Raw genomic sequence first — 22804 nt, 5'->3', positions numbered from 1 at the left:
TAAATCCTCCTTAAATTACTTAAACATATTCTTGACATAATGAGAATTCTTAAAACTTTGAAATGTTACTTTTACTATAGAATATACCTTGAAAGATCTTCGTTTTGCACGATACCTCCAATCCGCTGTCTGATATATTCCCTGCTGATTGTCACCTCATAATCCTCAGGCAATTCAGAGGCCTCAAAGGACAATTCTTCAAGGACTTTTTCCATGATAGTGTGCAAACGCCTGGCTCCGATGTTTTCCGTGGTCGCATTCACCTGAAAAGCAAATTCCGCCAGTTCATCAACGGCGCTCTCGGTAAATTCCACCTTAATCCCCTCCGTGCCCAAGAGAGCGCTGTATTGTTTAATGAGAGAGGACTGAGGCTCCGTGAGAATCCGTTTGAAATCGGCCACACTTAAAGATTCAAGATTTACTCTGATGGGGAAGCGTCCCTGCAGCTCCGGAATTAAGTCAGAGGGCTTGCTGACATGAAAGGCTCCGGCGGCTATAAACAGAATATGGTCTGATTTCACCGGCCCGTGTTTGGTAACAACGGTTGAACCCTCCACAATCGGCAGGATGTCGCGCTGCACCCCGCCCCGGGAAACATCTGCTCCGCCCGTCCCTTCCCTGCTGGCGATTTTATCAATTTCGTCCAGGAATACGATCCCTTCGTACTCGGTGCGCCGGATTGCTTCGTGAACCGCCTCATCCATATCAATCAAGTTCTGGGCTTCTTCCTGGATCAGAATTCTCCGTGCTTCCTTGACCGGCATTTTGCGTTTCTTGCGTTTCTTCGGCAGCATCCCGGACATCATATCCTGCAGGTTCAAGCCCATTTCAAGTCCGTTGCCCCCGAACATATCTCCCAAGGAGGCCGCCTCTTCCACTTCGAGCTCGATAATTTTATCTTCAAGTTCTCCCCGGCGCAAGCGCTCAGACACTAAGGCCCGATCCCGCTCAATCTCGGGAGTTACTTTTTCTTCCCCTTTGGCTTGGTTTTGCCCAAATAACATGTGCAAGGGATTATTCTGGGTTGTTTCCTGCTCTTTCCCCGGAACCAGGAGCGCAATCAGCCTTTTTTCCGCATTCACGGCCGCTTCGGCCTCAACCTTTTCTGCCTTCTCAGCCTTTACCATGCGCAGGGAAATTTCCACCAAGTCGCGGATAATCGACTCTACATCTCTACCCACGTAGCCTACTTCCGTAAACTTGGTCGCTTCCACTTTAATGAAGGGAGCTCGCACCAGCTTGGCCAGGCGCCGGGCAATTTCAGTTTTTCCAACCCCCGTCGGACCGATCATTAAGATATTTTTGGGAAGAAAATCTTCTCTTAAGTCTTCCGGCAGAAGGGAACGCCGGTAACGGTTGCGCAACGCGATGGCAACTGCCCTTTTCGCTTGATTCTGGCCGACAATGTAGCGATCAAGTTCCCGCACAATTTGACGCGGAGTCAGTTGCTCCATTTTTTCACCTCATTATGATTAAGTCCCAGTAGTTGGGTCCAGTTCCTCGACCACAATCTGGTCATTGGTGTACACACAAATGGCAGAAGCGATAGCCATTGCTTCCTGCACTAACTGCCCGGCATTCATGTCCGTATGCTTGGCCAAGGCACGGGCAGCCGCCAAAGCGTAATTTCCCCCTGAGCCAATGGCCGCGATTCCGTCATCCGGTTCAATCACTTCCCCCGACCCCGACAGAAGCAGCAGGTTATCTTTATCTGCGACCAGCAGCATCGCTTCCAACTGCCTTAACATCTTATCCGTACGCCAATCTTTCGTAAGCTCAACCGCTGCCCGTAAAAGATTGCCGTGGTATTCTTCCAGTTTCTTCTCGAATTTTTCGAATAGAGTAAAGGCATCCGCCACCGATCCGGCGAAGCCGGCTAAAACCCTGCCGTGATAAAGACGGCGCACTTTGCGGGCTTTGTGTTTCATTACAGTCCCTTGACCGAATGTCACTTGCCCATCTCCGGCCATTGCCACCTGTGCACCTTTTTTGATTGCGACAATGGTCGTAGCGTGGAACATTGGTAAATCCTCCTTTCAACGGAAGTTTACTCAAAATTAGTCCAAGAGTCAAGTAAAATTGTACACAATTAACCTTTTTTTTCGAATATTTTTTTGTGAAAATGATTATTTTAACATGTCTATACAAAACTTAATATTTTAAGTGGTTTACGAAGTTGCGAAACGATACAAGCTGCTTTCAACTTCGAACATGTTTTTCAGGAGCCGGCGTTTCTCTTTCCGCGCGGGTGGGCGTTGGCGTGAACCTCTTTCAGCTTTTCCCTGGTTAAATGGGTATAAATCTGAGTTGAGGACAGTTTGCTATGACCCAGAAGCTCCTGCACACTCCGCAGGTCCGCCCCGCCGTCCAGCAAATGGGTCGCAAACGAATGCCTCAGCATATGCGGATGAACATGGAGATCCAGGCTTACCTTGTCCACCATTTTATCCAGAATTCTCCGGACAGAACGGGCCGAAAGGCGTGTCCCCTGATAATTGATGAGCAATGCCTTGGCCTGATCGTTACGCAGCTTAAGGTAATTCCTAATCGCTTGAAGCGCGGGCTGGGTCAGCGGGACCACCCGCTCTTTTCCGCCTTTGCCATAAACCCGTACCAGCCCGACATCATACTCTATGTCCCCGCGCTCCAGTCCGACGAGTTCACTGACCCGCAGCCCTGATCCGTAAAGAAGCTCAAGGATAACCTGGTCCCGCGCTCCCAGCAAAGTCGTACAATCTGCGCTCTTAAGAAGGGCATCCATTTGCTCCAGATAGAGAAATTGCGGCAGCCTGCGCCCAAGCTTAGGGCTGGCAATTTTCTGAACCGGATTTTTAGAGATGATTCCTTCCCGGCACATAAACTTAAAAAAAGTCCTTAAAACGGCCAGTTTGCGCGCCACACTCTTGCGCGCCAGCCCGTGATCCGCCAGCAATCCCAGATAGCTTCGAACTTCATAGACATCAATGCTTTCAAGGGCGAACCCTTCCCATTCTACCCCCGTCTCGGCGGCGGCAAAGTTAAAAAACTGAAGCAAATCTGTTTGGTAGGCCAAGATCGTATGCTCAGAACGGTTTTGGGCCTTTTGAAAGCCTAAAAATAAGTTTAAGGCTTGGTCAATCAGCATGGCTGCAGTCCCTCTTGTTCCATGAAATCCTTCAACGCGCGCAAGGCCCGTTCGGATATTTTCAGGTTCTTCTCCCGCTTGTTCCGTATCCGCTCAGGCAGCGGCGGCAGCAAGCCGAAATTTACATTCATCGGCTGAAAATCCACGCTGGGGGAACCTTCAAGGTGGCGGGCCAAGCCGCCCAGGGCGGTTTCCGGCGGAAAAGCCAACGTCTCTTTCCCGCTTAAACGGCGCCAGGCATTAAGCCCGGCTGCCAGGCCACTGGCCGCCGACTCGACATACCCTTCAACCCCGGTCATCTGCCCGGCAAAGAAAAGGTCCGGCTTGCCTTTTAGGCTGAAGTCCGCATTTAAGACCTTAGGTGCATTCAAGAATGTGTTGCGGTGCATCACGCCATACCGTACAAATTCAGCCCGTTCCAATCCGGGAATCAAGCGGAACACGCGTGCCTGTTCCGCCCATTTCAGATGGGTCTGAAATCCCACTAAATTAAAGAGAGTTCCTTCCAGGTTTTCCTTGCGCAGCTGGACGACGGCATGGGAACGCTTGCCGGTTCGGGGATCGATCAGTCCCACCGGCTTCAGGGGGCCAAATGTCAAAGTCTCCGGCCCTCTTTTGGCCATCACTTCGACCGGCATGCAGCCTTCAAACACTTTCCCCTGTTCAAATCCCTTAACCTCAGCCGTCTCGGCTGCAATCAGCTCCCGGTAGAAATGCTCATACTCTTCCTTGGTCAGCGGGCAGTTGAGATAATCGGCCTCTCCTTTGTCATAACGCGAAGCCCAGAACGCTTTATTTAAATCAATGGATTCTAAGGTAACAATGGGAGCGGCCGCATCATAAAAGGAGAGTGCTTCCTCCCCTGTTACCCGTAAGATATCCTGAGCCAGAGCATCAGAAGTCAAGGGGCCGCTGGCCGCAATGACAAGCCCCTGCTCCGGTATGCCTTGCACTTCCTCACGCCGCAGATGAACGTGCGCATGCCCGCTTAAACTTTCAGTCACTGCCTGGGCGAATTTCTCCCGGTCTACGGCCAAGGCTCCCCCTGCCGGAACCGCATGCTTATCCGCACAGGACATAATGAGCGAGTTCAAGCGCCGCATTTCTTCTTTGAGCAGCCCCACTGCATTTTCCAATCCGGCAGCCCTTAATGAGTTGCTGCACACCAATTCCGCTAACAGACCGGTATGATGGGCAGGAGTTAATTGCCGCGGCCGCATTTCATACAGGTCTACGTCCACGCCGTGCTCCGCCAGTTGCCAGGCCGCTTCCGAACCGGCAAGCCCGCCCCCGATTACAGTTACTCTAGACATGGTTCTCCTCTTAGGTTAATTATTTTAGGTATTCAGAATTCAGAAGTCAGTACTCAGAATAATAAGAAATGCAATCTCCTGTCTCCTGACTCCTGCCCTGAAAATAGACGAGGGGCAATTTCTTAGCGAACCGTAGAGCAGAGGAGCGTCGAGAGCGCAGTTGATTCAGCGTTAAGCAGCGTCACGGTTCACTTCAGGTATTACCCTAAGGTTTGGCGCTGTAGCTGAATCAACAAGCGAACAGCTCCGGCGCGTGGTGAGCGGGTAATGCACCTTGGCTATTTTCATCCATCAGTGGTGCCGCATAGCGGCATGGGAGTCTGACTCCTGAGTACCTTACGTTAGTTCGCGACAGCCGTCTTCGTATGCCGGCACTTGGTATTCGTGCATACATACTGCTTATCCCGTTTTGAGGATTTAATGACCATCATGCTCCCGCATTCCGGGCATTTCTCGGGTGCGGGCAAGTCCCAGGAGACGAAATCACATTCCGGGTACGCGCTGCAGCCGTAGAATTTCCGCCCTTTCTTAGAACGGCGCACTACTAAAGGTTTGCCGCATTTAGGGCAGTCTGACCCCACTTCTTCCAAGAGAGGCTTGGTGTTGCGGCATTCCGGGAACCCCGGACAGGCCAAAAATTTGCCGAAGCGCCCCATCTTTACCACCATATGGCGCCCGCAATGCTCACACACTTCGTCCGACACTTGTTCTTCGAGCTTCACTTTGCCGATTTGTTCTTCCGCATGGGCTAAGGTTTCCGCAAACGGACCATAGAAGTCCTGGATCACTACCTTCCAAACGACCTCGCCCTCTTCGATGCGATCGAGCTTCTCTTCCAAATTGGCCGTAAACTCCAGATCCACGATCTCCGGGAAATATTCCTTCAAGAGTGCAATCACAATCTCTCCCAGTTCCGTAGGCATCAGTTTCTTCTCTTCTTTGGCCACATAGCCGCGCGACTGAATGGTTTCAATCGTCGGCGCATAGGTGCTCGGGCGCCCAATGCCTTCCTCTTCCATTTTCCGGACCAAAGAGGCCTCGGTATAGCGGGCCGGGGGCTCGGTAAAATGCTGTTTGTCTTGGAGCTTCAACGCTTTTACCGCCTCACCTGCTGCGAGCGGAAAAGCGAGGGCACCGCTGTCTTCTCCGTCTTCTTCCTCATCCCGGCCTTCCTCATAGATCGCCAGATAACCGGGGAAACGCACACTGGATGCATTAGCCCGGAAAAGATAATCCCCTCCGGACACGTCCACAGTCAGAGTATCTATCAAAGCCGCGCTCATTTGGCTGGCCATGAAGCGCTCCCAGATTAAGCGGTAAAGTTTGAGCTGATCCCGGGAAAGAAATTCTTTTAAATACTCAGGCGGGCGGGCCATGGAAGTCGGCCGAATCGCCTCGTGGGCTTCCTGGGTTCGTCCTTTGCTGGCGAATTGGCGTGTCTCGGGCGGATAATACTCCGGGCCGTAGGTTTGGATAATCCAAGTCTTGGCTTCTGCCTGGGCCGGTTCAGCCACCCGTACAGAGTCCGTACGCATATAGGTAATCAAGCCCACGGTGCCTTCTTTGCCCACATCCAGTCCTTCATAAAGCTGCTGGGCCAGCATCATGGTTTTTTTCGGTGTAAAGTAAAGTTTACGGTACGCTTCCTGCTGCAGTGTACTGGTCGTAAACGGCGGTGCAGGCTGCTTGCGTTTTTCCTTGCTGCGCACATCCGTGACCGCGAAGGAAGCTCCTTTCAGTTCGTTTAAGACGGTATCCATCTCCGCCCGTGAGGGAATGACCAGCTTCTGATTATTTTTCTTGATAAGTTTGGCGCTGAACTTCCCTCCGGAAGATTGAAAAAGGGCGGTTAAGCTCCAGTATTCTTCCGGTACAAAGGCCCGGATCTCGTCTTCCCGGTCCACAACCAAACGCACAGCCACAGACTGCACCCGGCCGGCACTTAATCCTTTTTTTACCTTACGCCAGAGCAAGGGGCTCAGCTGGTATCCGACCAAACGGTCCAAAACCCGTCGGGCCTGCTGGGCATAGACCCGGTTCATATCGATCCGGCGGGCATGTTTGACTGCATCTTCAATAGCCTGTTTGGTGATCTCATGGAATTCGATCCGGCATTTATTATCCAGGTCCAGGCCCAACAAATGCCCCAGGTGCCAGGAAATCGCTTCCCCTTCCCGGTCCGGGTCGGAAGCCAACAACACTTTATCCGCAGACTTCGCGGCGGCACGCAGGTCTTTAATCAGATCTCCTTTACCGCGAATGGCGATATATTTTGGTTCAAAATCCCGTTCCAGATCCACCCCGAGCTGGCTTTTCGGAAGATCCCGCAGGTGGCCCATCGAAGCCTTGACAGTATAGCGCCTTCCCAAAAATTTGCTGATAGATTTGGCTTTAGCGGGAGATTCTACGATAACGAGGGTTTTAGACATAAATCACCTCTAAAGAATAGCTCGTTCCATTTAGAACATATGTATTTAGAAAAACTAACCATTATTCTAACGCCTTTATCATAGTATGTCTAGCATTTGGGGAAGAATATACCCGGATTGTTTCTAAATAGTATTCAGGATTCAGGAGACAGGAGTCAGAATAGCCAAAAATAAACTTCAATCAAGTTGCTGGTTTGTATTGTACAGGACGCTCTCATCCCTAACATGCACTTACTGAGTACTGAATTCTGAGTACTGAATTCTGACTACTGGCTACTTTCTAAGACATTTACCCACTCCGCTTAAGAGTATAGTATTGACCGGGAAGCTGGATAATCATACCTCTAAGCTCCAGCTCCAACAGGTTTAAGGCTGCCGCCGACGGATCCAATCCGGAATTTAGCCTTAACTCATCAATATGGATGGGAACATCGCTCAGCAGGCCCATGATGATCTCCTGTTCGGCAGGAAGCTTTTTCGCTGGGTCATTGGTAACGCTTCGGCCGCCGGATGCGGATCCGTCCGTTCGTGGATAACCGAATCCCCAGGCCGGAATCTCCTGTATAATATCATCCAGCCCTTCCACGATCTTCGCCCCCTGGCGCAATAAGTGATTCGTGCCGCGGCTCATTTCGCTGAAAATCGGACCCGGCACGGCAAAGACTTCTCTTCCCTGCTCCAGGGCGAAATCCACTGTAATTAAAGCTCCGCTCTTGGCCGCAGCTTCAACCACGACCACGCCACGGGCACAGCCGCTGATCAGGCGGTTGCGCGCGGGAAAGTTCGGCTTATCCGGCGGAGTACCGGGCGGGAACTCGCTTATAATAGCGCCCTTCTCCAGGATTTCCCCTGCCAAGCGTTTGTTTTCCGTTGGATAAATGCGGTCGAGCCCGCATCCCAGGAAGGCCCAGGTCACCCCTTTCCCTTCTAAGGCTCCCCGGTGGGCCGCCGTATCGATACCGCGCGCCAGGCCGCTAAACACCGCAATTCCCTGTAAGGCCAATTCACGAGCCAAATAAACGGCCGCCGCTTTGCCATATGGGGTTGCTTGGCGTGAACCGACCAAGGCCAATGCCTCCACTTCGGGCTGGAGCTGCCCCCTGTAATAAAGCAGGCCCGGTGCGTCCGCCAGTTCGGCCAAAAGCACAGGATAATTTGCCTCTTCCGGAATAACCGTCAGAATATTTTGTTTTGTTAAGTCCCTAGCGATGTCATCCGGATCGATGCGAGCGCGCGCCCGCAGAAATTCGGCAACCCAAGCCAAGCCTGAAAACTTCTCAAACCGGTCCGCCGGCGCCTCCCAAGCAGCCCGGGCACTTCCGCAGTAAGAGATTAAATGCTTCATCCGGGCGTTCCCCAAGCCAGGGATTGTGCGCATGGCCGCCCGGACAGCCTTTTCATCCTCCCAGTGATTTTCCATTGTTCTTCCCTCCACCCTCTCTTTTCGGTAGAGAGTTAGGGATTTCCTGCGTAGAACTTTGTCGAATACCATAATCCTAAGTAAAATAGTGCAAAATCGGTCTAAAATCATTTTGTTCATGCATCACTTGAGCCAAATCCCCCACAGTTTCCAGCCGCTGGCGGAAATTCCGCAGGTGAAAACGCGCAGGGTGAACCCGGTCAACGACCTCTTGCCATAATAAAGGAGTTGAAATATGGCCCTGAGGAGTGGGGCGCACACTGTAAATTCCGGCCATCGTCCGCCCGCGCCCGTTTTGCAGATAGTCCAGATAGACTTTCCCCTCCCGCTTCTTGGTGCTGCGTTCCAGAGTGCATTCTGCCGGACGCTGGGCGGCTAAGAATCTGCAGATGCCCCCGATTCCCTGCTGCACTTCAGCATAAGTGTGGTTCTGGGCGAGCGGCAGCAAGACATGAATCCCGGTAGCACCCGAAGTTTTTACCAAAAACTTCATCTTTAATTCCATCAGAATTTCCCCAAGCCAGCGGGCAACTTGCATGGCTTCGGGAAGGCCTGAAGGCGGGTCAGGGTCAAGATCAAACACGGCCCACGCCGGATATTCCGGCTTGGCCATCGTGGAAGCCCAGGCATGAATCTCGATACAGCCAAGGTTGATCAGATAAATCAGGGTGGCGGTATGATCACACACGACATAATTGATCCCATGCTCCGAATGGGGATCGCGATATCGCTTAACCCAGGCAGGTGCTGAAGGAGGGCATTCTTTCTGGTAGAAATACTCCCCGTGAATCCCATCCGGGTACCGGACCATGGTGAAAGGACTCTCTTTTATATAAGGAAGAATAAAGGGAGCCATCTCAGTGTAATACTGAATCAACTCCCCTTTGGTAATATCACTTTCTGGAAAATAGACCTTTTCTAAATTCTTTAGGGTGAGGGTTTTACCCTCGACTTGAACCAAGGTCGGCTGCTCTGCTCCCAAGACCGTCTTTGGCATTCTGCATTCTCCTCCGCGTGACCGTTATCGACATCAGCCTTAAGCTCCTTTGGCGCGGCGAGAGGTGCGTTTGCGCGGAGTCAAGGTTGATTTTGGTTGTTCGGATTCCACGGCTTCAGTCTGCACACCTTCTGCCTGCTCAGTTTTTTCCTCACGTGCTTCTCCCAGCTTGGTTTCTGCCTGCTCATTTTCTGCCTGCACAGCTTCCGGCTTTCCTTTCTTTTCTTCCGTCTGGGCAATGCTGGCGCGCAAGGCATCCATGAGATCCAAGACTTTTCCTTTGACCGGAGCGGCGCTTACTTTCACAGTTTCGCCTGCAACCTTGTTTTCAATCATCTCCGCCAGTTGTTCCCTGACTTCGTCCCGGTATTTCTCCGGTTCGAAGGGGCGGGCTAAGTTTTCAATCAGCTGAATCGCCATCTGCAGCTCGGCCTCAGTCGGGTTAACCCGGTCCCAGACTGCATCCAGGTGGCGGATTTCACTGGGATAATGCATCGTTTCCAGCACCAGTCCTTGTTCAAATACTCTCAGGCAGGCAAGGTGCTGTTTGGAGCGCAGGGTCAGGCGGGCCAAAGCCACTTTCCCGCTGGTCTGCATCGCTTCATACAGCAAGCGGTAAGCCTTAAACGCAGTCTCTTCCGGCGACAGGTAGTACGACTTTTGGTAATAAACCGGGTCGATTTCTTCCAAATTAATAAAGTCAAGAATATCAATCGCCCTGGATTGCGGCTGTTCAAAAGCCGCCAATTCTTCCTCACTCAAAATCACGTAATGGTCTTTTTCGTATTCATACCCTTTGACCAAATCCGCACTCCCGACTTCTTCCTCACAATGCGGGCATTTTTTCAGATAGCGGATGCGCTGATGGCATTTGTCATGGAGATAGTGAAATTGAAACTCTTGGGACTCGGTAGCCGCGTGCATTTTAACCGGTATGTTCACCAGGCCGAAACTAATCGAACCTTTCCATAATGTGTGCATGGCTATTCCTCCCCTGATTAGTGTGGACGATATGCCAATGCATTATCCACAAGTTATCCGGATTCATTCAGATTCATTAATAAGAATTAAGCGCAAGCCGTTTCATGGTGGCGACCACAAAACTGGTCAATACTGCAAAATCTTCCGTATGCAGCACTTCCCCTGCCGAGGCGTCAAATAAAATATTGCCGGACGCCGGGAACTCATCATCCCCGCCCCAGATTACCATTGTGACCGGCACCCGCGGAAAAGCGCGCACTAACACGGCGGCATCCCCCTGGCGCACCGGTTCCCCGCCGATTTTAGCAGCAGCCTCGATCAGCCCGGCCGGATTCTCCCCGAATTGCTGTACCAGCGGGCGAATGGCCCGGTTGGTAAAAGGCTGAATATAGATGTTCCCTCCGGGCAATTCCTTGTAAGTAATGAGTCTTCCTTCCTCAGAAACCGGTTTGGTGTTGGCTAAGTAATGAAGGACCAGGATCTGGGCAAAGATCGGCAATTCCCCTTCCGGAGACGGCTCGGGAGAAAACTTTCCCGAAGGGTATTCAACCTCGAACTCCTGGCCCAAAAACCGGACTTGGAAACGGTTATCCTTAAGCTCGTACCCGGAATAACGCGCCATCTCTTCCGGCGCCTGGGCCCTGAACATCTCTAAGGCCTTGGTTTGGGCGGCTGTGTAATTCATCATGTTTTCTCACTCCTATTTACAAAGTTAACCGTCGGCAAGTTTCCTTGTTACCCTAACGCTTGATAGGCAGCCTGCAGGATCAAGGCATCCTCCTCGAGGTTCGGGCTTTCGCAGATCGCCAGCCCTTCGACTCCAAAGCTGTGTGCTGCCTGCAGCAGCTCCTGCCAGCGCAAGTCTGAATCAGCCAGAATCAAATGGCGTTTTTCTCCCTTAAGGCCGTATTCAATTCCGGAGATATGAAAATGGACATTCTTAACCCAGCGATCCCCTAACCCTTCCGCAGTTTGCTCAAGCACCCGGCAAAATTCATCAAAACTATTGAGCCGTCCATTCGTGCGCGCGTGAAGGTGGCTGAAGTCAATACAGGGCAAGACTCCGGGCACCCGCAAAGCCAGCTCAATCGTCTCTTCCAAAGTGCCGAACTGGCTTGGTTTTCCGGTCGTTTCCGGACGGAGGATGACTTCATTGTCTTCCGCCGCCAGAACCTCCCGTACCTGCATTAACTCAGCAGTTACCCTCTCCAGCACTTCTTGCGGACGGCTATCATGGTTGAAAGCCGGATGAAAGACCACGCTCCGCACCCCCAGGATTTTGGCAATGCGGGCTGTATGGATTAAACGCTCCCGGCTGGCTTTGATTTTCTCCGCTTCCCGTGAATTCAAATTAATCCAATACGGGCCGTGACAGCTTAAGGCAACCCCTTGTTCCAGGGCAACTGCGCCCACAACCCGCGCTTTCTCCGCACCCATCCGTACTCCCTGCACGAATTCAAGCTCAAGGGCGCCCAGATTCAGCTCGCGAATCCGGTGCACACCGCTCTCACTTGAAGAATTAGGCGCTGAAAGCGGAACTCCCGCTGTTCCAAATAATAACGGCAACTTAATTTCCCCTCCGATCACGCATGCTTGTTTCATTATACCACGTTTCAAAGATTCTTCATTCAACACCTGTTGGGCAAACCAAAAGAAAAAGCTGGCCTCGGCTGCGATTAGCCAGGACAGCTTACCATATTAGCCATTATTAAACTGTTTCCCTTTGAAAAAAAGCGTTAATTTACAGCACCCGTTTCGCCCCGATAAAATGGGACTGCCAATAAGAACCCATGGTATAGATGGTTACCCCTTTAGAGGTAGAAGCGTTGATGAATTGTCCGTTCCCGATATAGATGCCGTCATGGTCAATGACTTTGTCTCCATCCAGGGAAAAGAAGACCAAGTCTCCCGGTTTGAGCGAGCTAAAAGATACCGCTGGTCCAACTTGAAATTGGTCTCTCGAAGTCCGAGGGAGGGATACCCCGTTTTGGGCAAAGACATACTGGACAAAACCGGAACAGTCAAATCCGGCCGGAGTGGTGCCTCCCCACTGGTACTTGACGCCGATATATTTTTTAGCTGTAGCGATGACCGCGTTAGCCTTAGAACTCGTTGCCGGGGTACTTCTACTCAGACTTAAAGTAGGCGCAGGCGCTGGTTTGGTTCTCACCGGGGTCGGTGCTGCATGGCTCTTTGCCGGTGCCGGTGAGGCAGCGGCCGGTTTAGCAGCAACCGGAACAGACGGGGAAACCGGTACCGTTCCTGCCGCCACGCTGTCAGCAGCCGGATTCGCTGTGATAGGGGCTTGGCCCTGCATAACATCCGTACTGTTCACAGAAGCCCAGTCGGTCTGAGTCAAGCCGGCCATGGAGCCCCCTGTGACAGTTGCAGGAGCTGCCGTGACGATGCCCAAAGAGATACTAAGAAACAAAGCGGCTGCCGTTACCGATGCAGTAATTTTTTGTACTTTAGTCATAATAACCTCCCTTTTACCAATCCAAAACAAAAACTTGGCGCGGTAACCAAGGTTGTCTGTATTTTATACTAAAACTCACAAGTTGTCTTTGCAAAAGTTGTGCCAATGGTGCCGTAATTTACCAGCTTTTTTCCTGCTTACTAAAGACAATAAACCTGCAAACTCTGTTTGCACAGGCTTTGCAGGTTTATTCTGCATTCCAATTCTTTATCATTCTGAATTCTGACTGCTGACTCCTGAATTCTATGTGTAAGACTCCTTTTATTTCCTCTTCAGAGAAATTTGAACTCACATAATCTATTATCCCTGAGTTAAACTAAAAATGGTTTCAAGAATTAAACCCGCTTAGGAAGGAGGATTGCTCAATGGCCAGACGACGTAAAAGCGCGATGTCTCCTGCACTCAAAGAGCAGATTGCATCCGAATTAGGTTTTGCCGGTACTTTACGGCAGGAAGGATTCGGAGGAGTTTCCTCACGGGATTGCGGTAATATGGTCAAGAAAGCCATTGAAATCGCAGAACGGAATCTCCAAGGCCGTACCATGTAAGTTTACCCGGCAAAGATTATTTTATGGCAATATCCTGCGGCTGCCACGATAGGCTTTGCGCCAGTAAGCCTGACTAAGATTTTGTATTTCCACCTGCCTCCTGGTGGCAGAAACAAATTCTCCATCCCCGAGATAAATCCCAACATGGCTTGCCCCCGGTCCATTGGTGCTGAAAAACACTAAATCTCCGGGCAACAGGTTCGTCAGAGCCACTCCCTCACCTTCCCGAAACTGTTCCTTAGCGGTACGCGGCAGAGTAATACCGTAGTTCACGTAAACCGTTTGTACAAGAGCCGAGCAGTCAATTCCTGTCCGGCTCTCCCCTCCCCACAAATAAGGAACACCAATCCAAGTGCGTGCGTATTCAATCAACTCCTGCCGGGAGACCCCTGGTTCTTCGGCAGGAGTAATTTCTTTAGGCGGCAGTTCTAACATTGGCTTAGTTTGCAGTTCAGCTATACTCACAGATTCAACGGTATTATCCGGTGTGTTAGGAATAGGAATAGGATATGTTTCAAAAGGCTTCTGAACCGGCATAATCGCGATTCCAATAAGCAGAGCGGCTGTAACCCCGTAAACATTGAGTGCAACCGGAGATCCTATAGGCAGCGCAGCTTGCAAATTGTTCCCACCTCCCTTATTACAGTGTTTTATGCTTATCAAGACAAAATATACTTCGTCCATCCTGAAATGCAAACAAAAACCGGCCACTCTTAAAGCAGCCGGTTTTCGGGAAGTATCAGAAATTCTTTGCTACTTGTTTTGCCCTTTCTATGGTATTGCTTTTAATAGTTTCCGCTTGGTCAGGCATTTGAGCCATACCCTCGGCAATCACCGACTCGATCGGGCCAACTCCAAGAAAAGTTAACTGGCTGCGGACATAACGGTCGCCAAGCTCAAAATCCTTTCCTGGGCCTTCTGTATATACGCCGCCCCGGGCCTGTATATGAACTGCCTTTTTGCCCGCCAAAAGACCCACCGGCCCGTTTTCCGTATACTTAAAAGTCTTGCCGGCGATGCAGACTGTATCAAAATAGGCCTTAAGCATTGGAGGAACACTCAGGTTCCACATCGGACTCACAAAAATATACTTATCTGCTGACACAAACTGATCACACAACTCGTTGATCCGGCCGACTTTCGCCTTTTCATCCGCAGTCAACTGTTCAAAGGCTGTACCCTGCTGCAGCTTGCCCCAGCCGCTGAACACGTCGGCATCGACCAGAGGGATTTGTATTTTATAAAGATCCAGTTCAATAATTTCATCCTGCGGCTTAACTTCCCTGTACGCGTTCACAAATGCCTCGCCTGCAGATAAGCTAAAAGAATCCTGTACCTTTTTGGGGTTAGCCGTAATATACAATACTCTTGCCACAATTTTCTTCCTTTCTGAATTATAGTCTTTAAAGCTGAATTTGCTTTAATGCTTTTATCTTCCGGTAGTATTCCTCAGATTCTTAAAACATTACAACCTATTTAGAAAGAATAAATTCCTGAGCCGGTTAAGGCTATTCTTAATCCGGCCATAACCGCCAGAAACACTCCCGGCTTCATACCGATCGGCTCAAACCAACCACCTGTTCCCTTGGGGCCATAACCTCCGAACCAGCCAAACAGCTTTTGGGCTCCATGCCCCACGAGCGTAAGACCAATCACTAATTTGATAACCAGGAAACCTACATCTAACATTTCTCCTCCTCACTTTTTGCAATTTCTTTACATAAAGTATTATACTTACTTTATGTAAGTATAATACTACTAGTAATTTACGTTTGTCAAGTAGTTATGTTACAATATATTAGAGGAGGTTATCTTATGGAAGATCTCCATTTGTGTCCAAAGTTTGAATCCGCTTTTGAACTGCTCGGAAAACGTTGGACAGGTCTCATACTTAGAGTGCTGTCAGATGGACCAAAACGTTTCAAAGACCTCTCTGAAGTAATCCAAAACATGAGCGGCCGCATGCTTACCGAACGGTTAAAAGAATTGGAGTCTGCCGGTATAATTAATCGCAAAGTTTACCCAGAAATGCCTGTCCGTATTGAATACGAGTTAACAGAGAAAGGAAAAGCCCTTAAGCCAATCCTTGATGAGGTGCAAAAGTGGGGCGAAACCTGGCTCTAATAATTAAAACTCACCTAAAGTAAGAAGGATGACCGCTCGCAGTCATCCTTCATTATCTTTAACCTAATGGAAATCCACCTCAATCCGGCGGGCTGCCGGATGCTGGTCTTTTAAGAAACTTAACTCAAGAATTCCGTTCTTATAACTGGCATGAGCCCCGTCGGCCTTAACCGGAGCCGGTAAGTTAATCGTCCGTGAGAATTGCCCGTAATAACGCTCGGTTAAACGGGTGACTCTCCCTTCCTCCTGGGTCCCTCGTTTAATTTCTCCGCGAATCGTAAGCAGGTCTTCGTCAATCGAAATGTCCAAGTCCTCTTTCTTCTCAATACCCGGTATTTCAGCGGTTACGATAACCTTATCCGAGGTCTCGTCTACATCGACCCGGTACAGCCACTCTGAAAGAGCGGAGCGGTCGCGGCGCTGCATAAAGCGATCCATCTCATTCCAGATCGGCTCGAGCATCCGAAAAGGATCATACGGAATCAAAGCCATACATCTCACCTCTATATGCCAAATTTCATACTTAGTATGGCTTGTTTTCTACAAAAACATACTTTGCCCGCTTTTTTCCGGGTTCAAAACTATTCCCTTTTTTGCTTTTTTGTAATATTATCTTCAGAGTAGTGAATATTTTCGCTTACAATAGTAAAATGATTCAGGAAGAAATTGATTAAGGGGCTTTTTCAATGTCTATAAACAGTTTAGCGCTTGGCACCCGGATTTGGGAATTGAGTAACAAGTATTATCACTATTTCATCGGGTCGTTGTTTTTGGTATTAGGGTTTCTTACTGCTATTCAGGAGCAAGTGGGGATCGCTTATAAAGTATACTTATTCGTACTGGCTTTCGCCGCTTTCACAGCCACAACCGATTTGCGCCGCGATGTCAAATGGCTGCCTTTTTTGGCGGCTGCTGTCCCGATTTTTCTGGCAATCCAGTACTTAAATGTACATGGCTATGAGATGTGGGGCAAGATGTTAAGCTGGCAAATGGAACAGCAAATTGTCATTGACCTTAACCCCATATTTCAGCGTATTCCTTTGAATGATGCGGCATTTACCCGGGTATTTCAGAGCCAATGGTTTACTCTGTTTATGCGCGAAGTCTATGCCAACGGTTTTGTACTCCCGGCGCTTGTACCGATCTACCGCGCCATTATAGCCAAAGACTTGCGCAAGATCCTTAAATATCTTCTCGCCGCTCATATCTTTCAGGTCTTTTTGATTACCCCTTTCTATCTAACCTTCCATCTTCAGGAAACCTGGTACGTGCTCGGGCATCCGGACGGCATGGCCCGGGGTCTGTCCCCGGAAGCTGCCGCCGGAGTAACTTTGAATGCTTTTCCTTCTATGCACACCTCAATCGCCTTTGCTATGTTTCTGGTGCTCCTAGAGGAGAGGAACCGCCTGTTCAAATGGGTCTGGGGCTTCTTCTGCCTCAGTGTCATTTATTCAACCATGTATTTAGAAATTCACTGGGTGATTGACGTGATTGCCGGGATGTTATTCGCTTACGCTACGGTGAAGCTGGTGAATTTTGTCTTGGCCAAAGCCGAAAACTGGGTGCCTGCTTTTCTTAAAAAGTTGTACTTTCATCAGAATACAACGGTCTTATCGTCTTATCAAAACACTGAAAAATATACTGCCTAACTTAACTATTACTCGGCAAGGCAGCTTGTCGGGCTATTGCGCAAGCTCTCTACTGCGGCATTCGTATCCCCTTAAACAGTTTCGGCACCTGCCACAAGAAGTAGATGATAATCCAGAGTGTGGGGAAAGCATAGCGGCTCTGCCCCTCGGTCAGGAAATAAGTTCCCGCAAACATGTAGAAAAGAATGAGCAAGTAGCTTTCAAAGCTGCTTGTTTTTTGTTGTTTAAGCAGCCGGTAGACTACCAGTAACGAATGTACCAGAATCGAAAAGATACCTAGCAAAAAAATCGGTATCCGCACCATTTCGTTTAACCGGTAAATGAATGTGCGCCGTTCCGGACTCAAGGAACTGCCGTTAAAAGTAAAGTAAATATCATCCCCCTCGCCTTTAAAGGTCAGAGCAAGTCTTTTCAGGCCTAGGTTTATAAATTCCCTCGGATGAGCCACGATCCACTCCTTAGCCAGTTGGGACAGCATCTTGTTTTTTTGGGTCCAAGTCGCATTCATGTATTCAGGGGTGGTAACCGGTGAGTTTTCTACCTGCTCTGCCGGCATCCAGCCGCCGTGGGTGTTCTGAGAGTTATTGTTAATATAGAGCACAATCCCGCCGTTATTGGACACCCAGCTAAATTCCCCATTCAAGCGGTAATTCCGGTAAAGCCAAGGGGAAAGAACCAGCATGGCTACCGCCAGGACGACTGCCGCCCGGAGGCCGGCACGGGTCAACCCCCTCAGAAAATCCCCTCTGCCGCTGGCCTTCTCATTACGGTAAGCCAAGAACTCGGTGAGGAAAATTACCAGAAAGTAAAGAATAAAAAACGGTTTAATCATTGTATTAACTGCAGTTAAAATTCCCAACAACAAATACTTGTACCTGATTGTGCTGAAATAAACCACCGTGCTCAAGAGCATGACCGTGGTAAACATAATCTCCGTCGCCAGCAAGCTGTTATAGTAAATGACAGCCGGGAACAAAGCATACACAATAAATACCGCTTTGCGCACTCCTTCCCTCAGGCGGGAATGCTCCAAAATCCGGAGCAAAAGCAAAATATTGATCACGGTTAAGATGATATTTAGAATTTTTCCCACATACCAATGAGCGCCAAAGAGCTTATACAAAAAGCCCAAAACTATGGAATAGCCGACCGTTGTGTAGGTATCCCCCCACTGCCCTCCGGAAGCAACCTGCTCCGCTACTTCATGGTAATACTTAAAATCGGACATGGGGACGGTGTCCACCGCCAAAACCCAAATTACACTAAAAAGCAGTGAAAGGGCAAGCACCACGGCATAAAAGCGCTTGCCCATGCGCATGACTGACATATCGATCACATCCAAGTACGAATTTATCTGAGTGTTATTTGCTTATAATCCAAACCACACTGATCAACCATAAAAGCACAGCGATAATGATATGGGTATCCTTAAGCACAAGGCGTGCCGGGTCTCCCCCAATCCCGCGTTCGTGCAAGAGGTAGAGGTAACGGAACACACCGTAAATGACCAAAGGGACGGTATAAATCAGGGCATCGGTTCCATGCAGAAGCACCGTGCTTTCATCCATTGTATACAAACTATAGGTAATAATAACCCCGCTGGCAGCAATTCCGATCATTTTGTCCAATAAAACATGACTATAGCTTTCCAGGACCATGCGATGCTTCTCGGCATCCGCCTCCAGATCCTGCAGCTCCGCCCAGCGCTTGCCGAAGCCCATGAATAAAGCCAGCATCAACCCACAGAGCAAGAGCCAGCTCGAAGGCTCAATCCCGACACCCCAGGTCCCGGCCAATATTCTCAGCATAAAGCCCAGCGCAATTAAGAATACGTCCAGAATTACCACGTGTTTCAGCCAGCGCGAATAGGCTATGTTTTGCAAAAGGTACACGATTAAGATTCCGGTCAAGATCGGAGATACCGTGTAGCCTAAGGCCAGACCGATGCTCAGTACCAGAGCATAGATGAAATACCCCTGCCCTACACTGATATCTCCGGCTGCCAGAGGACGGGTGCGTTTCTGAGGGTGCTGGCGGTCCTGTTCCCGGTCGAAAATGTCGTTTAAGACATAGACCGCACTGGAGACGAAGGAAAAAGCAAAAGCTGCCTTTAAGACCGCCAAGAGCATATCCATATCGGAGTATTTCCTGGAAAAGATTAAACCGACTAGTACAAAAGAACTTTTTAACCACTGATAAGGACGCAGTAAACGCCAAATTGAACGAATCACCAAGGGCCGCCTTTCTGATTCTGCAACATAATCCGGCTGGCCTGGTCTAAGCTTTCCGAGCCGGAATTGGTCACATTTAACATAATTTTATTTTTGTCAGGGTGGGCCAAAATCATTCCGGTTTTATCAATCATATAGGCATACCCAGCCTGTCCAAACCGGCGATTGTCAACCTGCCGAAATACTGACCCGGCATTAAAGACTCCGCCGATAATCCCGATAATCCCCTCTTCCCCTTTTAAAGGAACCGCCATCACGATTGCATTATTGCCGGTGGCTTTGCTTTCAGCACATTCGAAACCACGGCCTGTCCGCTCACAGCCTGGGTAAAATACTCCCTGTCTACTTAATTCAAGCCTGCAGGGGGGTTTACCTGCCTAAAACCCGAAGATTATTTCGACTAAATTCGACGTCTTTTCGAATCTAGCCGAGCAGTTTTCTTTCCTCTTTCTCTCTTACTGTTCTCCTTCTCTTACTGTTCTCCCCAGCGTTCGAATCCGGGCAGCTCTAAATTAAAGACATCCAGGACTTTGCCCAGAACCATCCGGACCATGTCATCAATCGTCGCGGGCTGATGATAAAACGTAAGGACCGGGGGCAAAATCACCACACCTAAGTGAGCCAAGGCCAGCATGTTTTGCAAGTGAATGGGGCTTAAAGGAGCTTCCCTGGTGACTAAGACCAAGGGCCGCCTCTGCTTAATCGTGACATCGGCCGCCCGCAAAATCAGGTTATCCGCAAATCCATGAGCGATTCCGGCCGTTGTCTTCATGCTGCAGGGGACAACCACCATCCCTTCCGCGCGGAACGTCCCGCTGGCCGGCCCGGCACCGATGTCGTGAACATCATAGGTATGGGTTGCCAAAAGAGAGAGCTCCTGGAGGGTTAGATCACACTCATGACGCAAAGTTTGCTCTGCCCCTGCGGACACGACGAGATGGGTTTCCCAGCGGGGAAACCCCTTCATTACTTTTAAAAGCTCAACTCCCAGGGCCGCACCACTGGCTCCGGTCATGGCTACGATTAAACGCTTGGCTATTTTCGGCATCCCGGATTCTCCTTCCAATGGCATCTTCCTTGTCCATCATACTCTAGCGAAGACCTCTGTGCAATAACACTGACGCAGACTTTGAGCACTGAACTAACCCGCTAGATTCACCTTTAGGCGGGATATATCCCCTCTGCAAATACGCAGGATAAGGGCTCGGCCTCGACCACGGCCTGAATACTCGGCTGCCTCAGCCCATGGCGGGGTGTCCATTCGGCATACTGGATTTTAACCGTCAGTTCCGGCTGAACCCAGTGGGCATCAGCATGCCGTTCCGGAATGTTCACAAACGGCCGCCGGGCCATGTCCAGAGAACGCAGTACCTTGGTCAAGTGTTTCCATTCGGCTTGGTTCAGCCGCCCCGTTCCTGCATGCCCTATGTACCAAAAGCGTTGGTATTCGTCATATAATCCCAGAAGCAAAGCATTGGCCGTATCTCCGCGCAGCGTGTACCCTCCGACGACCGCGATCAAGTCACGGTAATTTTTGATTTTGCGCCAACGTTCATCCTTGCCGTTCAATTCGTAACCACTGTTGCGATCCTTGCAGACCACTCCTTCCATTCCTTGCTCTTTAATGGCTTCAAGTAACCTTTGTCCTGCGTCAAAGTTCTCTACTACTTGAACATCCTCTTGAGGACTGATGATTTCGTACAAGATGTTTTGCCTCTGATTAAACGGCAGAGCCGTAACCCATTTTCCATTAAAGTAAAGAATATCAAATACCATATAAATGACCGGTGTCTGACGGCGGGCCGCTTCCACATTTTTTTCCTTTCTAATCCCGTCCCGCTTCATGACTTGGTAAAAGGAAGGCTTGCCCTGGTCCAAAGCAATCACTTCCCCGTCAAGAATCACAGAGGAAGCCTTGGAGTAACGCATAATCCCGGTCAGTTCCGGGTACTGCAGGGTGCGCTCATTGAGCTTGCGGTTAAAAAGTCGTACTGAATTCCCATCATGATAGGTTAATACCCGAACCCCGTCCCACTTAACCTGCGTTACCCACTGCTGACCATCCGGTATTGCAGCTGCCAGGACCGGTTCAAACGGAACCACCGGCTGCACACGCATTTCCCCCTTCGGAAACGAATAATCTCTTCGCCGTACTTTTCCTTATTATCTTTACCCGTTTCCGGAGATTCTCACCGCAGAAATACTAAAGCTGTTCTAACACCATTAGAACAGCCCTTCACCGGCAGTACTATTTGTCCTATAATGAATTAAAAGCCTATATGCAGAAAGGAAATCTTATGCTTAAAAAACTCAAACGCATCCTAATCGCTGCCGCCATAATACTTGCTGCTTCGATTTCGGCCATCCTGCTCATTAATTACCATATCCAAGCTTATTCATCTAAATATATCTTAGATACCGCCAGTTTACCCCCGACTGATGCCATCCTGGTCCTCGGCGCTTATGCGGCACCCGACGGGCAGCCCTCAGACATGCTCAAGGACCGCCTGGACACCGCTTTAGAAGTGCATGCCCAAAGCCAAACCAATTTCCTCGTCAGCGGAGACCATGGACGCACAACCTATGACGAGGTTAACGCCATGAAAACGTATCTTATGAACGCTAAAGACATCCCTGACCAGGATATTTTTATGGATCACGCGGGCTTTTCCACTTATGAAAGCCTCTACCGGGCAAAAGAGATTTTCGGAGTCAATAAAGTGGTCATTGTCACTCAGCGTTACCACCTGATGCGGGCCATATACGTCGCGCGCAAGCTGGGTCTGGAGGCGTATGGGGTTGCGGCGGACAAGCATATTTACCGCGGCATCGAGTGGTATGAGACCCGGGAAATAGCCGCCCGCAACAAAGACTTTCTCTGCGTCAATATCTTGCAGCCGAAACCAACCTTCCTGGGAGAAAGCATCCCCATCAGCGGGGATGGGCGACTGACGAACGATCACATTAAACAGTAAATTAGAATTTTTAAGAGTTATGAGACTTGAACAGAGTTTGACCGAATATACCATGAACCGTTTACAAAGGATTCCGGGCTTGCAGCTTTACACTTCCCCGTTCCACGATGATGACCGGATTGGCGTCATTCCTTTTAATCTTCACGGCATCAGCCATGAGACCGCAGCCAAAATCCTGGCTGCAGAAGCAGGTGTTGCCGTACGCAGCGGCTGTTTCTGCGCCCAGCCTTATGTGCAAAAGTTGTTAGGGATCTCAGCGGCTGAACTGGCCCGTCATGTTAAAAACCCATCCCTGCCAAAGCCTGGGATGGTGCGCATCAGCTTTGGACTATACAACAGCCTGCAAGAGATTGATATATTTCTTAAGACCATAGCAGCTATCGCGGAAAAGCGAGCAAGAAAGTATCATTCATTTAAGATGAGTTCAAATTTTAATCATTAAACTTTTACGAAAATTTTTCAGGTAAAGACAAATTTCTATTTGTATAATAACTAAATTTTATAGTGTCCATAGCCTGGCAGAATAATTATAAGCAC

Annotated in this window: 24 protein-coding genes and 1 pseudogene; 5 read left to right on the top strand and 20 right to left on the bottom strand. The window is 49.6% G+C overall.

Translation table 11 applies throughout. From position 1 onward, the window contains the following. Nucleotides 1-74: 74 nt before the first annotated feature. The 11 genes from hslU to J0X21_RS02490 all read right to left on the bottom strand — a co-directional run bounded on the left by hslU (nt 75) and on the right by J0X21_RS02490 (nt 12740). Entirely contained in the window at nt 75-1454 is a 1380-nt protein-coding gene (gene hslU / locus J0X21_RS02540) for an ATP-dependent protease ATPase subunit HslU (RefSeq protein WP_206810196.1), read from the bottom strand. A gap of 18 nt (nt 1455-1472) precedes the next feature. After that, a complete protein-coding gene (gene hslV, locus J0X21_RS02535; RefSeq protein WP_206810194.1) occupies nt 1473-2021 on the bottom strand; it encodes an ATP-dependent protease subunit HslV in 549 nt (182 codons plus the stop codon). Between the two features lie 197 nt (nt 2022-2218). Continuing rightward, nucleotides 2219-3124, bottom strand: a complete 906-nt coding sequence (gene xerA, locus J0X21_RS02530; RefSeq protein ID WP_206810193.1) for a site-specific tyrosine recombinase/integron integrase — start codon at nt 3122-3124, stop codon at nt 2219-2221. Next, on the bottom strand, nt 3118-4437 hold the full coding sequence (gene trmFO, locus J0X21_RS02525) for a methylenetetrahydrofolate--tRNA-(uracil(54)-C(5))-methyltransferase (FADH(2)-oxidizing) TrmFO (RefSeq protein WP_206810191.1): 1320 nt from the start codon (nt 4435-4437) through the stop codon (nt 3118-3120). The genes xerA and trmFO overlap by 7 nt, the downstream gene beginning before the upstream one ends. Before the next feature lie 341 nt (nt 4438-4778). After that, entirely contained in the window at nt 4779-6866 is a 2088-nt protein-coding gene (gene topA / locus J0X21_RS02520) for a type I DNA topoisomerase (RefSeq protein ID WP_206810189.1), read from the bottom strand. A gap of 289 nt (nt 6867-7155) precedes the next feature. Further along, nucleotides 7156-8286, bottom strand: coding sequence for a DNA-processing protein DprA (gene dprA / locus J0X21_RS02515; RefSeq protein WP_206810187.1), 1131 nt, complete (start codon nt 8284-8286; stop codon nt 7156-7158). Nucleotides 8287-8362: 76 nt separating this feature from the next. Then, nucleotides 8363-9283: a non-homologous end-joining DNA ligase gene (gene ligD / locus J0X21_RS02510; protein WP_206810179.1), complete on the bottom strand. Its 921-nt coding sequence runs from the start codon at nt 9281-9283 to the stop codon at nt 8363-8365. Between the two features lie 39 nt (nt 9284-9322). Further along, the gene (gene ku, locus J0X21_RS02505) at nt 9323-10264 is read right to left on the bottom strand and encodes a non-homologous end joining protein Ku (protein WP_206810177.1); all 942 of its coding nucleotides are present in this window, start codon (nt 10262-10264) and stop codon (nt 9323-9325) included. Between the two features lie 76 nt (nt 10265-10340). Continuing rightward, the gene (locus J0X21_RS02500; RefSeq protein ID WP_206810254.1) at nt 10341-10949 is read right to left on the bottom strand and encodes a DUF3786 domain-containing protein; all 609 of its coding nucleotides are present in this window, start codon (nt 10947-10949) and stop codon (nt 10341-10343) included. Between the two features lie 50 nt (nt 10950-10999). Further along, the gene (locus J0X21_RS02495) at nt 11000-11830 is read right to left on the bottom strand and encodes a TIM barrel protein (RefSeq protein ID WP_206810169.1); all 831 of its coding nucleotides are present in this window, start codon (nt 11828-11830) and stop codon (nt 11000-11002) included. A 175-nt stretch (nt 11831-12005) separates the two neighbouring features. Further along, on the bottom strand, nt 12006-12740 hold the full coding sequence (locus J0X21_RS02490) for a C40 family peptidase (RefSeq protein WP_206810167.1): 735 nt from the start codon (nt 12738-12740) through the stop codon (nt 12006-12008). A 365-nt stretch (nt 12741-13105) separates the two neighbouring features. Here J0X21_RS02490 and J0X21_RS02485 point away from each other — a divergent pair, with 365 nt between their 5' ends. After that, entirely contained in the window at nt 13106-13288 is a 183-nt protein-coding gene (locus J0X21_RS02485) for a small, acid-soluble spore protein, alpha/beta type (protein ID WP_206810165.1), read from the top strand. 21 nt (nt 13289-13309) lie between these two features. On the opposite strand, the gene J0X21_RS02480 is transcribed toward J0X21_RS02485, so the two are convergent. The 3 genes from J0X21_RS02480 to J0X21_RS02470 all read right to left on the bottom strand — a co-directional run bounded on the left by J0X21_RS02480 (nt 13310) and on the right by J0X21_RS02470 (nt 14977). Then, the gene (locus J0X21_RS02480) at nt 13310-13909 is read right to left on the bottom strand and encodes a C40 family peptidase (RefSeq protein ID WP_206810163.1); all 600 of its coding nucleotides are present in this window, start codon (nt 13907-13909) and stop codon (nt 13310-13312) included. A 118-nt stretch (nt 13910-14027) separates the two neighbouring features. Then, nucleotides 14028-14663, bottom strand: coding sequence for an FMN-dependent NADH-azoreductase (locus J0X21_RS02475; RefSeq protein WP_206810161.1), 636 nt, complete (start codon nt 14661-14663; stop codon nt 14028-14030). A gap of 101 nt (nt 14664-14764) precedes the next feature. Then, nucleotides 14765-14977, bottom strand: a complete 213-nt coding sequence (locus J0X21_RS02470) for a DoxX family membrane protein (RefSeq protein WP_206810154.1) — start codon at nt 14975-14977, stop codon at nt 14765-14767. Between the two features lie 126 nt (nt 14978-15103). Here J0X21_RS02470 and J0X21_RS02465 point away from each other — a divergent pair, with 126 nt between their 5' ends. Then, a complete protein-coding gene (locus J0X21_RS02465; protein WP_206810146.1) occupies nt 15104-15412 on the top strand; it encodes a winged helix-turn-helix transcriptional regulator in 309 nt (102 codons plus the stop codon). A gap of 63 nt (nt 15413-15475) precedes the next feature. Here the strand turns inward: J0X21_RS02465 and J0X21_RS02460 are convergent, their stop codons facing one another. Continuing rightward, nucleotides 15476-15904 carry an Hsp20/alpha crystallin family protein gene (locus tag J0X21_RS02460; protein WP_206810137.1) on the bottom strand — a complete coding sequence of 143 codons (429 nt, stop codon included), beginning with the start codon at nt 15902-15904 and terminating at the stop codon, nt 15476-15478. 194 nt (nt 15905-16098) lie between these two features. Here J0X21_RS02460 and J0X21_RS02455 point away from each other — a divergent pair, with 194 nt between their 5' ends. Beyond that, entirely contained in the window at nt 16099-17061 is a 963-nt protein-coding gene (locus tag J0X21_RS02455) for a phosphatase PAP2 family protein (RefSeq protein ID WP_206810135.1), read from the top strand. A 49-nt stretch (nt 17062-17110) separates the two neighbouring features. Here J0X21_RS02455 and J0X21_RS02450 read toward each other — a convergent pair whose 3' ends face one another. The 5 genes and pseudogenes from J0X21_RS02450 to J0X21_RS02430 form a co-directional block, all read right to left on the bottom strand. Then, a complete protein-coding gene (locus J0X21_RS02450; protein ID WP_206810133.1) occupies nt 17111-18388 on the bottom strand; it encodes a hypothetical protein in 1278 nt (425 codons plus the stop codon). A 34-nt stretch (nt 18389-18422) separates the two neighbouring features. Beyond that, nucleotides 18423-19292, bottom strand: coding sequence for a decaprenyl-phosphate phosphoribosyltransferase (locus tag J0X21_RS02445; protein WP_328812092.1), 870 nt, complete (start codon nt 19290-19292; stop codon nt 18423-18425). Next, nucleotides 19289-19567, bottom strand: a pseudogene (locus J0X21_RS02440) (cache domain-containing protein); the annotation flags it as partial. The gene J0X21_RS02445 and the pseudogene J0X21_RS02440, both read right to left, overlap by 4 nt. A gap of 197 nt (nt 19568-19764) precedes the next feature. Continuing rightward, entirely contained in the window at nt 19765-20340 is a 576-nt protein-coding gene (locus J0X21_RS02435) for a UbiX family flavin prenyltransferase (RefSeq protein WP_206810128.1), read from the bottom strand. Between the two features lie 113 nt (nt 20341-20453). Further along, nucleotides 20454-21410: an ATP-dependent DNA ligase gene (locus tag J0X21_RS02430; protein WP_206810127.1), complete on the bottom strand. Its 957-nt coding sequence runs from the start codon at nt 21408-21410 to the stop codon at nt 20454-20456. Nucleotides 21411-21589: 179 nt separating this feature from the next. Between J0X21_RS02430 and J0X21_RS02425 the strand changes: the two genes are divergently transcribed. Both J0X21_RS02425 and J0X21_RS02420 read left to right on the top strand, forming a co-directional pair. Further along, the gene (locus J0X21_RS02425; RefSeq protein WP_206810125.1) at nt 21590-22267 is read left to right on the top strand and encodes a SanA/YdcF family protein; all 678 of its coding nucleotides are present in this window, start codon (nt 21590-21592) and stop codon (nt 22265-22267) included. A 19-nt stretch (nt 22268-22286) separates the two neighbouring features. Beyond that, entirely contained in the window at nt 22287-22709 is a 423-nt protein-coding gene (locus J0X21_RS02420; RefSeq protein WP_206810116.1) for an aminotransferase class V-fold PLP-dependent enzyme, read from the top strand. The last annotated feature ends 95 nt before the right edge of the window (nt 22710-22804 follow it).

Origin of the sequence: Paradesulfitobacterium ferrireducens (assembly GCF_017310645.1) — a bacterium.
Classification (GTDB): domain Bacteria; phylum Bacillota; class Desulfitobacteriia; order Desulfitobacteriales; family Desulfitobacteriaceae; genus Paradesulfitobacterium; species Paradesulfitobacterium ferrireducens.
Note: the sequence above shows the minus strand (reverse complement) of the source record. Positions and strands in the feature narration are given on the sequence as shown.